Source organism: Sulfitobacter aestuariivivens (assembly GCF_014763045.1).
In the GTDB taxonomy this organism is placed as follows: Bacteria; Pseudomonadota; Alphaproteobacteria; order Rhodobacterales; family Rhodobacteraceae; genus Sulfitobacter; species Sulfitobacter aestuariivivens.
In genome coordinates, this window is record NZ_JACTAG010000001.1 from 643,475 (window position 1) to 658,439 (window position 14,965).

Sequence of the window (14,965 nt, forward strand, 5' to 3'; positions counted from 1 at the left end):
CTCGCTTTGCCGACCTGCGATGTGCATGTGAGGTCGTTGGGTGTGCGCGACCTTCACCGTGACAAATGTCTGCGAGCGGCAGGCGGCCGGAACCTTGCGCCTGAGTACTGCGCGTCTGCCTACACCGCAAGCCAAATGTGCGGCGCCTGCGCGTCCGTGATCCGTCTGTTCATTTACGCGCAGAGACTGTGGAGGCGTGGTGAATTGCGCACAGGCAAGGAAGTCCCACATTTGAGCGATCTTGAAACAACGGAGCACACACAATGAAATCGATCTTTTTCGCAGCAGCTTTGACCCTTGGTGCGACAGGTGCCATGGCGTCAGATGACACCACTAATCAGGCAAGCGGTAATTATGTCCTTGATGCCAGCCACAGCCAGGTCGTGTTCAGCTATGATCACCTTGGGTTTTCGACCACCTATGGCATGTTCTCGGGTTTCGAAGGTGAGATCACTTTTGACGCTGAAAACCCCGCTGCGTCTTCGGTAAACGTCTCGATGCCCGTGATGTCGATGTTCACAGGCTGGGAGCAGCGCGAGGGGCATTTCATGTCGGATGATTTCTTTGGCGCACAAGAGGGTGACATGATCACCTTTACCTCCACCGCGATCGAGGTGACAGGCGATGACACAGCGAAGATCACCGGCGATCTGAGCATGAATGATGTGACCAAATCGGTGACGCTGGATGCGACGCTGAACAAGGCGGGCGATCATCCGCAGGCTGGCAAGCCCTGGGCGGGCTTTGATGCCACGACAACCCTGCTGCGGTCGGATTTCGATCTGGGCATGTTCGCGCCCTTTGTCAGCGACGAAGTTGAGGTCATGATTTCCATCGAAGCGATGAAGGCGGACTAAGCGCCGACCCGATCCCCGGACCGATGAGGCCGCCCGCGCAGATGCGCAGGCGGCCTTTCTTATGGCGCGCGGTTGGCGGTCAGCGTGATCAGCACGTCCACGGCAAAGCCGAGGTTCTGTTCATCGGCCATGTTGGCACCGATCTGAAAGCTACGCCTGTCAAGGGTCAGCGCGCCACGCATCTCCGCGCTGTCGTCTGTAATGGCCAGCGCAAACGGCATGCTGACTGGCACAGCGGTGCCCTTGATAGTGAGCGTTCCCGTGGCCTCGTACCCGTCGCTTGCCGCCATCAGGTCGGCGGCGAAGGTCGCCGTCGGGTGGTTGGTCGCGTCAAAGAAATCCGCGCCGAGGGCCTGCTGGGTGACCGAACCAAGGGTCAGGGAGGGGATGGAGATGGTCGCGACGACGTCCCCTTTCTTTCTGTCCGTGGTCGTTTCGTCGAATGTGATCTGGGCAGTCCAGTCTGAGAAGCTGCCGGTGACGCTGTTGCCAAACTGGGTGACGGTGATTTCGATTGTGCCGTCCTGAACCTGCCAGTCGGAGGTGACTTCGGCCAAGGCGTCGGCTTGGGGGGCATGGGTCTTGGCCTCTTGCAGGGCGAAGGTGGCGCCGGTTGCGATCGCAGCAAGCCAGAGCGCGGCTGCGGTCACCAGTGGCGCGGCGCTGTGGGACTGCGACGGCAGGGGGCCGACGACGGCCTCGCCGGGCAACATTCGGCGCAGCGTCGCGTCACGGTCAATGATGTGGTGCTTGATCGCGCCTGCAAAGTGCAGCAGAAGCGCGAGGATGAGCAGGCGGGCGGAAACCCAGTGGATTGCAGCAAAGAAGTGTTCGACCTGAGGGCTTTTGGGCACGAGAGGCAAACCTTGACCAAAGGGCCAGAGGATGGGGGCGAAACCTTCGGCGGCGGCATGGGATATCCACCCGGACAGGGGCAGGATCACCAGCGCGCCATAGAGCAGCCAGTGCATCATTTCAGCGGCAAAGCTTTCGACCTTGTGATCGGCGTTCAGCAGGCCGGGTTTGGGTTGTGAGAGTGCCCAGCCGATGCGGGCGAGGGCCACAAAGAACGCCGTGACGCCAAGCGTCTTGTGCAGGGAATAGAGCTGGGCCTTGCGGGCCAGCTCTGCCGAGGTTTCATAGGGCAGTTGGCCTGCGTACCAACCCAGGGGGATCAGCGTCAGGATGAGCAGCGCCATCAGCCAGTGAAAGGTCTTGGTGACGCCGCCATAGCGTTGGCGGGTATTGGTGAGGGCCATGTGTGCTGCTCCTTCTTGGTGGTCTGTGCCAACTTATGCCGTAGCTGCCCGGGGGCAATGGCGGGTGGTGCACAGGCGGTGTGCAGACTTGTTTGCCTCTCGGGGACGCGATAGTCCTTGGAAAACAACACATCGGGGGGCTTCATGAGCATCGCATTCGTATTTCCCGGGCAGGGCGCCCAGACCATTGGCATGGGTAAGGAACTGGCAGATGCCTATCCGGCGGCGCGCGCCGTTTTTGACGAGGTCGACGACGCGCTGGGTGAAAAGCTGTCAGCGACGATCTGGGAGGGTGAGATCGAAGAATTGACGCTGACGCAGAACGCGCAGCCTGCGTTGATGGCGACGTCTATGGCGGCGTTTCGGGCATTGGAGGCTGAAGGGATCGGCATGGACCGCGCGTCTTTTGTGGCGGGGCATTCGCTGGGCGAATATGCGGCGCTGTGTGCGGCGGGTGCGTTTTCAGTGACGGATGCGGCGCGGTTGTTGCGCACGAGAGGATTGGCGATGCAGTCGGCGGTGCCTGTCGGGCAAGGGGCGATGGCGGCCTTGCTGGGGCTGGATGTGGCGCAGGCCGACGCGGTTGCCGAAGAGGCCGCACAGGGCGAGGTCTGTCAGGTCGCCAATGAAAACGATCCCGCGCAGAATGTGGTTTCCGGGACCAAGGCGGCGGTGGAGCGTGCTGTTGATCTGGCCAAGGCGGCCGGGGCGAAACGGGCCTTGCTGCTGCCCGTCTCGGCCCCGTTCCATTGTGCGTTGATGGCGCCCGCTGCCGATGAGATGGCCAAGGCGCTGGCAGAGGTCGAGATTGCCGACCCACAGGTGCCGGTTGTGGCCAATGTTCTGGCAGAGGCGGTGCAGGATGGCGATAAGATCCGCGACTTGCTGGTGCAGCAGGTCACCGGTCGGGTGCGCTGGAAAAGCTCGGTTGAATGGATGGTGGCGCAGGGGGTGACAGAATTCTGGGAGATCGGGGCAGGCAAGGCGCTGTCTGGGATGATCCGGCGCATTCACCGCGACGCTGTGGTGCGCAATGTGGGCGCGCCGGGCGATATTGCCGCGATCAAAGAGGCCTGATGCGGCTTTTCCTTCTTCTGGGCGGCCTGCTGGCGCTGATGTCCTGTGCTATTGCGGACAATGCGGTGGACCGTGCGACGTTTGACGTGCAGGGGCAGAGGTTGCTGATGGGGGGTGAGATCACATCGCGCACGCCAGCGACGTTTGAACGCCTATTGGCGGAAAACCCGCAGATCACGACAATTGTGCAGACATATATGCCTGGGTCGCTGGATGACGAGGCCGTCACCCGGATGGGATATGCGCTGCGCAATGCCGGATTGAACACCCACTTGACGGCGCAAAGCGAGATTTATTCCGGTGCGGTGGATCTGTTTCTGGCGGGAAACCGGCGCAGCATGGCACGGGGCGCGGTGATTGGCGTTCATTCCTGGGCGGATGGGTTTGGCGAAGGGGCCGCCTATCCGCGTGACGCACGCGAGCATCGGGGCAACGTGGCTTATACACGCGATATGCTGGGCAGTGCGGCCTTCTATTGGTTTAGCTTGCAGGCGGCACCGTCGAGCGGGATACATGAGATGACGCAAGCTGAGATTGCGCGGTATGGTTTGTTGACCGAGCCGATCCGAAATTGACTGAACAAGGACTGGAATATGTTTGATCTGACAGGGAAAAATGCGTTGGTGACCGGGGCATCCGGTGGCATTGGGGCCGAAATTGCACGCCAATTGCATGCGCAGGGCGCAACCGTAGGGTTGTCCGGCACCCGGACCGAGCCGCTTGAGGCGCTGAAGGCAGAATTGGGCGACCGCGCGCATGTGCTCCCGTGTAACCTGAGTGATCCGGAGGCGGTTGATGCGCTGCCCAAGCAGGCGGCGGAAGCGATGGGATCGGTTGATATTCTGGTCAATAACGCCGGCATCACGCGGGATAATCTGTTCATGCGGATGAGCGATGAAGAATGGAATTCGGTGCTGGCTGTGAACCTCACGTCGACATTCAAGCTGTGCAAGGGCGTGATGCGCGGCATGATGAAAGCGCGCTGGGGGCGGATCATCAACATCTCGAGCATCGTGGGGGCGACGGGAAATCCCGGTCAGGCGAACTATGCGGCGTCAAAGGCCGGAATGGTGGGCATGTCCAAGTCCCTGGCCTATGAGGTGGCCAGCCGCGGCATCACAGTGAATGCGGTCGCGCCAGGCTTCATTGAAACGGCGATGACCGACAAGCTGAATGACGACCAAAAGTCTGGAATCATGGGACAAATTCCTGCCGGGCGCATGGGCACGCCTGCAGAAATTGCGGCCTCTGTCGTGTTTCTGGCCAGTGCCGAAGCGGGCTATTTGACGGGCACAACCTTGCATGTGAATGGCGGTATGGCCATGTTGTAGCGTGCCGCGCAATTAGATTTGCGTGCAATGCGTCTTATGCTAAAGGGGGCGCAGATTCGACCAAAAGGGTGCTTGATTGCCCCCTGATCCTTGTGCGAACAAGGGAAAGAGCCGCCTCCGGTTGAGGCAACCTCCAACTGCCGATCATCGGTGGGCGGTACTGAAAATAGGGACCTTTGCGGGTCCGAAGACATGAGGAAGTATTATGAGCGACGTCGCAGACCGCGTGAAGAAAATCGTTGTGGAGCACCTGGGTGTAGAAGAGGACAAAGTGACCGAGAATGCGTCGTTCATCGACGATCTTGGCGCAGACAGCCTTGATACCGTTGAACTGGTGATGGCGTTCGAAGAAGAGTTCGGCATCGAAATCCCCGATGATGCGGCTGAAAACATCCAGACGTTCGGCGATGCGGTGAAGTTCATCAAAGAAGCTTCCTGATCATCCGGTTGCCGTGGCCCCTGTGGGGCGATCGGCGGTAATTTTCTGAAACGGCGTTGTTCCAAAGCGGAATGACGCCGTTTTCTGTTTAAAATCCGATTGAAGGGCTTGTTTCGACCCGGCCTGTCGCGCAATGGTGTGTGCAGAGCATACTACCAGAGCGTGAAAGACGACCATAGAATGTCGCGCACCATCCCGACCATCAACACCCCCCGTACCACCTTGCGTGCGATGCGGTCCGAGGATTTCAGCCGGTTTGCTGAGATCTGGGCCAAGCCGCAGGTCGTGACCCACATTTCCGGCAAGCCTTGGCCCAAGGCCCGGTCCTGGGATGCGTTTTTGCGCAACGCAGGTCATTGGCAGATCGTTGGGTTTGGCCAATGGGCGATTCAGGTGCGCGGCGAGCAGACGATGGCCGGGCAGACGGGCTTTTTCTTTGGATCGCGTGGACTGGGCGAGGATTTTGATCCGTTTCCCGAAGCCGGATGGGTGCTGGACCCGTCGGCGCAAGGCCAGGGTCTGGGGCTGGAGGCCGCGAGTGCCGCGCATGACTGGTTTGACCGCGTGGTGCCGGGCCGCACAGTCTGCATGATCACGCCTGACAACCACGGGTCGCTCAGGATTGCGCAGAACCTTGGGTATGCCCCGTTGCGTGACGTCGAGGTCGAAGGTGAGGTTGTGCAGTTGCTGTCCCGAAAAGGTCCGCCGCAGTAGCCCGTGAGGGGGCGCAAACCGATGATACCTGCGCCCTTGAACAGAGGGGCGTGGCCAAGGTATAGGCCTGATAAAGGGACAAAAGACCAAGGGGCTTGGACATGCGCAGAGTGGTAATCACGGGATTGGGTTTGGTAACTCCCCTGGCAGACGGGGTCGAGGCCAGCTGGAGCCGAATTCTGGACGGCCAATCGGGTGCGGGCCCAATCACGCAGTTTGATGCGTCGCGGGTGACCACGAAGTACGCTTGCGAAGTGCCACGCGGCGATGGCAGCGACGGGACATTCAATGCGGACGCCTACATGGAGCCCAAGGAGCAGCGCAAGGTCGATACCTTCATTATGTTCGGCATGGCTGCGGCCCAACAGGCTGTTGAAGATGCAGGATGGATGCCTGACGATACCGAGAGCCTTGAGCGCACAGGTGTTTTGATTGGGTCGGGTATTGGCGGGCTGAATTCTATCGCGAACACCGCGATCATGATGCACGAAAAAGGCCCGCGGCGCGTCAGCCCGTTCTTTGTGCCGGGTGCGTTGATCAATCTGATTTCGGGGCAGGTGTCCATACGCTATGGCTTCAAGGGACCGAACCATTCGGTCGTAACCGCCTGTTCGACAGGTGCGCACGCGATCGGGGATGCCAGTCGGCTGATCCAGCATGGCGACGCGGATGTAATGATCGCCGGCGGCGCAGAAGCCGCGATCTGCGAGATTGGCATTGCGGGTTTCAACGCCTGCAAGGCGCTGAGCACCAAGCGCGAAGACACGCCCCAAGAGGCCAGCCGTCCTTATGACGCGGACCGCGACGGGTTTGTCATGGGCGAGGGTGCCGGCATTGTGGTGCTTGAGGAGTACGAGCACGCCAAGGCGCGTGGTGCCAAGATTTACGCCGAGGTTCTGGGCTACGGATTGTCGGGAGATGCCTATCACATCACGGCACCGTCCGAGGATGGCGAAGGCGGTGAGCGGTCGATGCGCGCGGCCCTGAAGGGGGCCGGGTTGGAGCCGTCGGATGTGGATTACATCAATGCGCATGGCACATCGACCATGGCCGATGTGATCGAATTGGGCGCGGTCGAGCGGTTGATGGGGGATCACGCGGCAAATGTGACCATGTCATCGACCAAATCGGCAACGGGGCATTTGCTGGGTGCGGCGGGTGCGATCGAAGCAATCTTTTCGATCCTGGCAATCCGCGATCAGGTCGCCCCGCCAACCATCAATCTGGAAAACCCTGCCGTGGAGACCAAAATTGATCTTGCGCCCAACAAGAAAGTTGAGCGGAAGGTGGATGTGGCCCTGTCCAATTCGTTTGGATTTGGCGGCACAAATGCCAGCGTTATCTTCGGGAAAGTCAGCTGATGTGGCGACATATTGCGTCTAACGCAGTGTCTTTCCTGCTGGTCGGCTTGTTTCTGGCCGGTGGGGTGATCCTGTGGGGCAAGGGGCAGTACACGGCCGAAGGCCCGTTGGCTGAGCCGATCTGCCTGCAGGTTGAACGGGGATCGAATATCCGAGATGTGTCGCAGGATCTGGAAGAGCAGGGCGCGGTGAGTTCTGCGGCGATTTTTCGGATCGGGGCGGATTACACGGACAAGGCGGGACAGTTGAAGGCAGGGAGCTTTCTGGTGCAGCCGGGCACATCGATGGAAGGCATCGTTGATGTCGTGACCAAGGGCGGTGCGAGCACGTGCGGGACGGAAGTTGTGTACCGGATTGGGGTCAACCGGATTTCGGTGCAAGTGCGCGAACTTGATCCCGGCACGGGGCGGTTTGTCGAGCGGGCGCAGTTCACGCCTGCTGAAGACGAGGTTCCGGCGCTCTATGAAGATACCAAAGCCAAGGGCGATACGCGGTTTCGGATCGCTTTGGCGGAAGGCGTGACCAGTTGGCAAATTGTCGAAGGCCTTAAAGCGGTTGAGGTTCTGGACGGCGAGATTGCGGGTGTGCCTGCCGAAGGGACGCTTGCGCCGGACAGCTATGAGGTGCGGCCGGGCGACAGCCGCGAAGAATTGCTGGCCCAGATGGCTGATGCACAGGATGTGCTGGTTGCTGCGGCCTGGGAATCGCGTGATCCCGGCATTCCGATTGAGACACCAGAGGATCTGGTGATCCTTGCGTCCATCATCGAAAAGGAAACCGGGGTGGCAGAGGAACGCGGGCAGGTGGCCAGCGTGTTCGTGAACCGCCTTAATCAGGGCATGCGCCTGCAGACGGACCCAACGGTGATTTACGGGATCACGCAGGGCGAGGGTGTTTTGGGACGCGGGCTGCGGCGGTCTGAGTTGCGGCGCGAAACCCCTTGGAATACTTATGTTATTCCGGCCTTGCCCCCCACGCCCATTGCCAACCCCGGGCGCGCCAGTCTGCTGGCGGCAGCGCAACCTGAAGAGACGGATTACATCTTTTTCGTAGCGGATGGGACGGGCGGACACGCCTTTGCAGAGACGCTGGATGCGCATAACCAGAACGTCGCACGTTGGCGTCAGATCGAGGCCGAGCGCGGCTCTGAAGCCGCTGGCAATGCCTCTACGGGTGGCAACTAACCCCGCATAGACGCCTTGTGTTGCGCGGCGCGTTTTCTGAGCGTGCTTTGGCGTGGGGATATGTTCAGGCATCCCCTGTAAATTCCAATGAATGCTAGAGGACATGGGCGGCGGCCCCGGCGTTTTGCCGGTGGCCACCTTTTCTGTCCGCTCGGTTGGGGGAACCAAGCGAGAGGTAAGACGGAGAACATGACATTTAAGGCCCCGGACGCGGACATCACGTACCAGCAGGACCTGGTCAGGTCCCTGGTGGATACAATCAAGGATTTGCGACACGATATCGAGGCCTTGAAGGACAAGGCCAAGACCGGGGGGGACATTGACAGCAAGGCAGTCGCGACATTGTTGGGCGAGCTCAACAAGGCCGTCATCGCCTGTGCAAATGCGGAGACCAGATTGAATGAAAGCAGGAGCAAGCAGGCAGGCATCGCCCATGGCGGATATGCCCTCGATATGGGGCGACTCCGGACTGAGATTGGGTGCAAGCTGGATCGGCTCAGGCGATGCGGCGCGCCAGGAGAAGTTTCTGAATGAGCTGGATGAGGGAGAGCTGCTGGCTCTCCCTTATCTGTTCGAATTCTGGGCCATGCTGCATCAATTGCCCCCCGAGGGGAACTGGCGCGCGTGGGTCGTGATGGGCGGACGTGGTGCCGGCAAGACGCGGGCCGGTGCGGAATGGGTGCGCGCGCGCGTCGAAGGGGATCTGCCGCTGGATCCGGGTGCCTGCAAGCGGGTCGCGCTGGTCGGTGAAACCGTCGAGCAGGTGCGCGAGGTGATGATCTTTGGCGATAGCGGCATTCTGGCGTGTTCGCCGCCTGACAGGCGGCCCACATGGGAGGCGTCCAGAAAGCGACTGGTCTGGCCGAACGGGGCAATCGCGACCATTCACACGGCGCATGACCCCGAAAGCCTGCGCGGGCCACAGTTTGACGCGGCCTGGGTGGATGAGCTGGCCAAGTGGAAGAAGGGGCAGGAAACCTGGGATCAGTTGCAGTTTGCCCTGAGGCTTGGCGCGCAGCCGCAGGTCTGCGTGACCACGACACCGCGCAATGTGCCGGTGCTGCGCAAATTGCTTGCCTCGCCCTCGACCGTGACGACGCATGCGCCGACTGAGGCAAATGCCGCCAATCTTGCCAGCTCCTTTCTGCAAGAGGTGCGGGCGCGGTATCAGGGATCGCGGCTGGGACGGCAGGAATTGGATGGGGTGCTGTTGGCGGAAGCCGAAGGCGCGCTGTGGACGATGGCGGCACTTGAGGCGGCGCGGATCACGAAGCTGCCCGACTTTGACCGCATCGTTGTGGGGCTGGATCCGGCGACGACCAATGGGGCGGGGTCGGATGAATGCGGGATTGTCGTTGTGGGCGCGCAGACGCGCGGGCCAGTGCAGGACTGGCGCGCGGTGGTGCTGGCCGATTGCACGGTACAGGGTGCCACGCCCCACCAATGGGCCCGGGCCGCGATCCGTGCGATGGAACACTATGGCGGTGACCGGCTGATTGCCGAGGTCAATCAGGGCGGGCAGATGGTGGCCGAGGTCCTGCGCGGCGTGGACCCATTGGTGCCGATCAAATCCGTCCATGCCTCGCGCGGGAAAGTGGCGCGGGCCGAGCCTGTGGCCGCCCTTTATGAGCAGGGGCGGGTGCGGCACGTGGCGGGGCTTGATGCGCTGGAGGACCAGATGTGCCGGATGACGGCGCAAGGGTTCGAGGGCGGTGGCAGCCCGGACCGGGTTGATGCGCTGGTCTGGGCCCTGCACGAGCTGATCATTGAACCGTCGGTGAAGTGGCGCGCGCCTGCTGTGCGCGGGCTCTAAGGCGCTGTGGGGCCTTGCGCGTGGGTGTTGCGCCTGGGGCGCACGGTCTGGTGTCGCGACCTTAAGGCATAAATGAGAGATTGTTTTTGCGCCGGTTGGAGCGGGTCAGGGACGGCCTCTTGGACACCGGACGCAAGATTGAGGAGCGACACACATGGCATTTGATTTTCTGCGACGCGGGGGCCATCAGCCTGAGCAGAAGGCCTCGGCCACGGGGCCGGTGGTGGCCTATCAGACGTCTGGCCGTGTGGCCTGGAGCCCGCGCGATACCGTGAGCCTGACCAAGGTCGGCTTTTGCGGCAATCCGGTGGTGTTTCGCGCGGTCAAGCTGATTGCGGAGGCCGCGGCGGCGTTGCCGCTGGTGGCACAGGATGCCACAGCGCGCTATGACACGCATCCGCTGATGGCGCTGCTGAGCCGCCCGAATGGTGCCCAAGGACGGGCCGAGTTGCTGGAGGCGCTTTATGCGCAGCTGCTGCTGAGCGGGAACGGGTATGTCGAGGCTGTGGGCGGTGACGCGGGGCTGCCGGTTGAGTTGCACGTGCTGCGCTCTGACCGGATGTCGGTGGTGCCGGGGGCGGATGGCTGGCCGGTGGCGTTCGAATATGCGGTGGGCGGGCGCAAGCACCGGTTTGCCGCGACGGATGCCGCGCCGATCTGCCATATCAGAAATTTCCATCCGCAGGATGATCATTACGGGTTCAGCCCGTTGCAGGCTGCTGCCATGGCGATGGACGTGCATAACAGCGCATCGCGGTGGTCCAAGGCGCTTTTGGACAATGCCGCGCGGCCATCGGGGGCGATTGTCTACAAAGGGTCCGAGGGGCAGGCCAAGCTGAGCGAGGATCAGTATGACCGATTGGTTTCCGAGATGGAGAGTCATCATCAGGGCGCGCGCAATGCCGGGCGACCGATGCTGCTGGAAGGCGGGCTGGACTGGAAGCCGATGGGTTTCTCGCCCTCGGACATGGAGTTCCAGAAGACCAAGGAATCTGCCGCGCGCGAGGTTGCGCTGGCCTTTGGGGTGCCGCCGATGCTGATCGGGGTACAGGGGGACGCGACCTATGCCAACTATCAGGAGGCACATCGCGCATTTTACCGTCTGACGGTGCTGCCTCTGGCGACGCGGGTAACGGCGGCCCTTGCGCACTGGTTGTCGGCGTTTGATGCGGGTGCTGCGGTGGAGATCAAGCCGGATCTGGATCAGGTCACAGCCCTTGCGGCGGAACGCGATGGACAGTGGGCGCGTGTGGCGCGGGCCGATTTCCTGACGGATGCGGAGAAGCGCAGTTTGCTGGGGCTGCCACCGGTGGCTGCGGATGAGTGATGTCGCGGCCTACGAGAAGTTTCTGTGTGCGCCAGGTCTGAAATTGCAGGCGCATGAGAGGATCAGCGCGATCCATCACGAGAACATGCTGCGCCGTCTGGAGCGGATCGAGCAGATGATGGAGCGGTTGGAAAAGCGTCTGTGGCTGAGCGTTTACGGCGTTGCCGCCATGATCCTGGCGCAGGCGATACAGAGTTTTCTGGTGGTGACACCCTAGCGCTGCAAAATTCAAAGGAGTTGTCGTGATGAACAACATCAATGATCTCGGCCAAGCGTCGGGGACCAATAGAGATTTGTCTGATGCCACCACGGGTTTGGAGCGCAAGTTCGCCCGCTTTGGTGAGGCCATCGAGGTTGATGCCGACACCACGGAAGGGATGCAGATCAGCGGCTATGCCAGCCTGTTCGGCGATGTGGATCAGGGTGGTGACGTGGTTCAGCGCGGGGCGTATGGCGCATCCTTGAAGGCCGTCGCGGATGCCGGGCGCAGCATCAAGATGCTGTGGCAGCATGACCCCGCCCAGCCCATCGGGATCTGGGATGAGGTGCGCGAGGACGACAAGGGTCTTTGGGTCAAGGGGCGCATTCTGTCTCAGGTCGAGAAAGGCCGCGAGGCGGCGGCATTGATCGGGGCGGGCGCCATTGATGGGCTGTCCATCGGCTATCGCACCATCAAGGCCACGAAAAACGACAAGGGCCAGCGGCTGTTGTCAGAGCTGGAGCTTTGGGAGGTGTCGCTGGTGACCTTTCCGATGCTGCCCAGTGCGCGGGTGGGATCCAAGAGTGACGTTGTCGCGATTGGGGACGTGCTGCGCGAGATGGCGGCGGCCTTTGAGGGCGCGCGCGCTGAGATGGCGCGCGGATGAACCGCGGGCTGCATGAGACACATTGAGGACATGTGATGAGCAAGAGTGAAGATCGGGGTGCGACCTCCCCGGCAGAGGAAGTCCGCGCGGCGGTGACGGGATTTGTCACTGACTTCAAGGGCTTTCAGGCAGAAATTGAGACCAAACTTCAACAAACGGAAGAGCGAATGACCATGCTGGATCGCAAGATGACGACGCCTGTGCGCACCCCCCTTGGCGGTGCCATGGATACCGTGGCCCCCCACCAAAAGGCGTTCAATGCCTATCTGCGCAACGGGGATGACGATGCCCTGCGCGGGCTTGAGCTGGAGGGCAAATCGCTGTCTACGGCGGTGAATTCCGATGGCGGATACCTGGTGGATCCGCAGACCTCTGCGCAGGTGCAATCGGTGCTGAAGGCAGCGCCCTCGATCCGGTCCATCGCGTCCGTGGTCACGGTTGAGGCGACGTCATATGACGTGCTGGTGGACCATACCGACGTCGGCGCGGGCTGGGCGACCGAGACAGATGCGACGGCTGAGACCGATACGCCGCAGATTGATCGCATCACCATTGCGCTGAATGAATTGTCGGCCTTGCCCAAGGCGTCGCAGCGTTTGCTGGATGACAGCGCGTTTGACATCGAAGGCTGGCTGGCGGGCCGGATCGCCGACAAGTTCGCGCGGGCCGAGGCGACCGCGTTTATCAATGGCGATGGTGTGGACAAGCCCAAGGGCTTTTTGAACCACGCATCGGTGGATAATGACGTCTGGGCCTGGGGTAATCTGGGCTATGTGCCCAGCACCCAGGACGGGGATGTTGCCGCTGAAGCGGTGATTGATCTGGTCTATGCGCTGGCCGCGCAGTACCGCGCCAATGCGACGTTTGTGATGAACTCCAAGACTGTGGCGCTGGTGCGCAAGCTCAAGGACGGCGATGGCCGGTTCCTGTGGTCAGATGGTCTACATGCGGGCGAGCCTGCGCAGCTGTTGGGTTATCCGGTGGTTGTGGCCGAGGATATGCCTGATCCGGCGTCTGATTCCATGTCGATCGCTTTTGGTGACTTCAACGCCGGCTACACGATTGCCGAGCGCCCCGATCTGCGCATCCTGCGTGATCCCTTCAGCGCCAAACCGCATGTGCTGTTTTACGCCACCAAACGTGTGGGCGGTGACGTGAGCGATTTTGCGGCGATCAAACTGATGAAATTCGGCGCGGCGTAAATCCGCCCCGTCGATAGCCGGGGCCGGGGCAACTTGGCCCCGGTCCGGGCGCGTGACCAACCATAGGTCTGAACTGTCTAGCTGCTCCCCTCCGACCGGGCGGTACAGGCTGGCGCGCGTCCGGGTCTTATGACCCACCCTTGGGAGGGCCTAGAATTTTGGAGACGTCTCATGATGTTGATCGAAGAAACCTCTGTTCCGGACGCGGCGTTGCCTGTGGATGCGTTCAAGGCGCATTTGCGGTTGGGCAGTGGCTTTGGTCAGGAGGACGTGCAGGACGCCGTTGTGCGGTCTTTTCTGCGCGCGGCCATCGCTGCCATCGAGGCGCGCACGGGCAAGGTATTGATTGCGCGGGCCTTTAGCTGGACGCTGACCTATTGGCGCGACCGTGCGGCCCAGCGGTTGCCGGTGGCGCCGGTGTCGGGCATCACCCGCGTCGCGATTGTGGCCGGTGACGGCAGCCAGACGGATGTGGCGGCGGATGCGTATTGGCTGGAAGCGGATGCGCAGCGCCCTGCGCTGCGGGCCTCCGGGGCGGTGTTGCCTGCGATCCCCAAGGCGGGTTCCGTGACCGTTGAGTTTGACGCCGGTTTCGGGGCCGATTGGGCCGACCTGCCTGCGGATTTGCAACAAGCGGTGCTGATGCTGGCCGCGCATTACTATGAATACCGCAACGACACCGGCCTCAGTGATGGCTGCATGCCTTTTGGCGTGAGCAGCCTGATCGAGCGGTTCAAGGGCGTGCGTATCGGTTTTGGGGCGGGCACATGAACGCGCCCAATCTCAACCGGGCCTTGATCCTGGAGGCGCCTGTACATGCAAGTGACGGGGCCGGGGGATATGCCCGCGACTGGATCGCGCTGGGGACGCTGTGGGGTGAGATCACCGTGCGCAGTGGCCGCGAGATCGGGCGCAGTGGTGCGGCGGTCAGCCGTGTCACCTGCAAGATCGTGGTGCGCGGTGCCCCATGGGGCACGCCAGAGCGCCCGATGCCGCAGCAGCGGTTCCGTGATGGCACCCGGATTTTCACCATCGAAGCGGTCACCGAGCGGGACCCGCAGGCCAAATATCTGACCTGCTTTGCAAAAGAAGAGGTGGCGGTATGACATTTGCGCTTTCGGGACCCTTGCAGGCCGCCGTTTACGCGGCGCTGTCGGCGGATGCCGCTTTGGCGGCGCTTGTGGGTGGGGACGTCTTTGACGCGGTGCCTTCGGGCACGGTGCCTGCCCGTTATGTTCTGCTGGGCAGTGAAACGGTCACGGATGCTTCTGATCTGAGTGCATCGGGGGCGATGCATCGTTTCACCGTTTCCGTGATCACCAGCGATCCAGGTTTTTCCGGTGCAAAGGCGATTGCCGGCCAGGTGAGCGATGTGCTGCACGATGCCGATCTGTCCCTGACGCGCGGATCGCTGGTCGCGCTGCGTTTTGAGCGGGCGACGGCGAAACGGACCAACGGCGGGGCCACACGACAGATCGATCTGCGGTTTCGCGCGCGTGTCGATGACACTGCCGCCTAACGCGGATCAACGGATT

17 protein-coding genes are annotated in these 14,965 nt (G+C 61.7%); 16 read left to right on the plus strand and 1 reads right to left on the minus strand.

All coding sequences use genetic code 11. The annotated features are described in order from the left end of the window. The first annotated feature begins 263 nt into the window (after positions 1 to 263). Positions 264 to 857 (plus strand): YceI family protein, encoded by a 594-nt coding sequence (locus tag H9Q16_RS03180; RefSeq protein ID WP_191073911.1) that lies wholly within the window; start codon positions 264 to 266, stop codon positions 855 to 857. Positions 858 to 916: 59 nt separating this feature from the next. Here the strand turns inward: H9Q16_RS03180 and H9Q16_RS03185 are convergent, their stop codons facing one another. Beyond that, on the minus strand, positions 917 to 2,116 hold the full coding sequence (locus H9Q16_RS03185) for a cytochrome b/b6 domain-containing protein (RefSeq protein WP_191073912.1): 1,200 nt from the start codon (positions 2,114 to 2,116) through the stop codon (positions 917 to 919). A 144-nt stretch (positions 2,117 to 2,260) separates the two neighbouring features. On the opposite strand from H9Q16_RS03185, the gene fabD reads away from it, so the two are divergent. The 15 genes from fabD to H9Q16_RS03260 all read left to right on the plus strand — a co-directional run bounded on the left by fabD (position 2,261) and on the right by H9Q16_RS03260 (position 14,949). Then, complete coding sequence (gene fabD, locus H9Q16_RS03190; protein WP_191073913.1) at positions 2,261 to 3,193, plus strand: ACP S-malonyltransferase; 933 nt, start codon at positions 2,261 to 2,263, stop codon at positions 3,191 to 3,193. Beyond that, a complete protein-coding gene (locus H9Q16_RS03195) occupies positions 3,193 to 3,768 on the plus strand; it encodes an alpha/beta hydrolase (protein WP_191073914.1) in 576 nt (191 codons plus the stop codon). Before fabD ends, H9Q16_RS03195 begins: the two co-directional genes overlap by 1 nt. An 18-nt stretch (positions 3,769 to 3,786) precedes the next feature. Then, on the plus strand, positions 3,787 to 4,524 hold the full coding sequence (gene fabG / locus H9Q16_RS03200; RefSeq protein WP_191073915.1) for a 3-oxoacyl-ACP reductase FabG: 738 nt from the start codon (positions 3,787 to 3,789) through the stop codon (positions 4,522 to 4,524). Between the two features lie 205 nt (positions 4,525 to 4,729). Then, a complete protein-coding gene (locus tag H9Q16_RS03205; RefSeq protein ID WP_025048350.1) occupies positions 4,730 to 4,963 on the plus strand; it encodes an acyl carrier protein in 234 nt (77 codons plus the stop codon). Positions 4,964 to 5,143: 180 nt separating this feature from the next. Next, positions 5,144 to 5,677: a GNAT family N-acetyltransferase gene (locus H9Q16_RS03210; RefSeq protein WP_191073916.1), complete on the plus strand. Its 534-nt coding sequence runs from the start codon at positions 5,144 to 5,146 to the stop codon at positions 5,675 to 5,677. 101 nt (positions 5,678 to 5,778) lie between these two features. Next, on the plus strand, positions 5,779 to 7,038 hold the full coding sequence (gene fabF, locus H9Q16_RS03215) for a beta-ketoacyl-ACP synthase II (RefSeq protein ID WP_191073917.1): 1,260 nt from the start codon (positions 5,779 to 5,781) through the stop codon (positions 7,036 to 7,038). Then, positions 7,038 to 8,222 carry an endolytic transglycosylase MltG gene (gene mltG, locus H9Q16_RS03220; RefSeq protein WP_191073918.1) on the plus strand — a complete coding sequence of 395 codons (1,185 nt, stop codon included), beginning with the start codon at positions 7,038 to 7,040 and terminating at the stop codon, positions 8,220 to 8,222. The genes fabF and mltG overlap by 1 nt, the downstream gene beginning before the upstream one ends. 433 nt (positions 8,223 to 8,655) lie before the next feature. Continuing rightward, a complete protein-coding gene (locus tag H9Q16_RS03225) occupies positions 8,656 to 10,035 on the plus strand; it encodes a DNA-packaging protein (RefSeq protein WP_484600466.1) in 1,380 nt (459 codons plus the stop codon). Positions 10,036 to 10,189: 154 nt separating this feature from the next. Next, entirely contained in the window at positions 10,190 to 11,362 is a 1,173-nt protein-coding gene (locus H9Q16_RS03230) for a phage portal protein (protein ID WP_191073919.1), read from the plus strand. After that, the gene (locus H9Q16_RS03235) at positions 11,355 to 11,579 is read left to right on the plus strand and encodes a GTA head formation protein, RCAP_rcc01685 family (protein ID WP_191073920.1); all 225 of its coding nucleotides are present in this window, start codon (positions 11,355 to 11,357) and stop codon (positions 11,577 to 11,579) included. The genes H9Q16_RS03230 and H9Q16_RS03235 overlap by 8 nt, the downstream gene beginning before the upstream one ends. Before the next feature lie 28 nt (positions 11,580 to 11,607). Further along, complete coding sequence (locus H9Q16_RS03240; RefSeq protein ID WP_191073921.1) at positions 11,608 to 12,228, plus strand: HK97 family phage prohead protease; 621 nt, start codon at positions 11,608 to 11,610, stop codon at positions 12,226 to 12,228. A gap of 35 nt (positions 12,229 to 12,263) precedes the next feature. Next, complete coding sequence (locus tag H9Q16_RS03245; protein ID WP_191073922.1) at positions 12,264 to 13,430, plus strand: phage major capsid protein; 1,167 nt, start codon at positions 12,264 to 12,266, stop codon at positions 13,428 to 13,430. 171 nt (positions 13,431 to 13,601) lie between these two features. After that, positions 13,602 to 14,201, plus strand: a complete 600-nt coding sequence (locus H9Q16_RS03250; RefSeq protein WP_191073923.1) for a head-tail connector protein — start codon at positions 13,602 to 13,604, stop codon at positions 14,199 to 14,201. Then, a complete protein-coding gene (locus tag H9Q16_RS03255; RefSeq protein WP_191073924.1) occupies positions 14,198 to 14,536 on the plus strand; it encodes a head-tail adaptor protein in 339 nt (112 codons plus the stop codon). The genes H9Q16_RS03250 and H9Q16_RS03255 overlap by 4 nt, the downstream gene beginning before the upstream one ends. Continuing rightward, on the plus strand, positions 14,533 to 14,949 hold the full coding sequence (locus H9Q16_RS03260) for a DUF3168 domain-containing protein (protein WP_191073925.1): 417 nt from the start codon (positions 14,533 to 14,535) through the stop codon (positions 14,947 to 14,949). The genes H9Q16_RS03255 and H9Q16_RS03260 overlap by 4 nt, the downstream gene beginning before the upstream one ends. Positions 14,950 to 14,965: the final 16 nt, after the last annotated feature.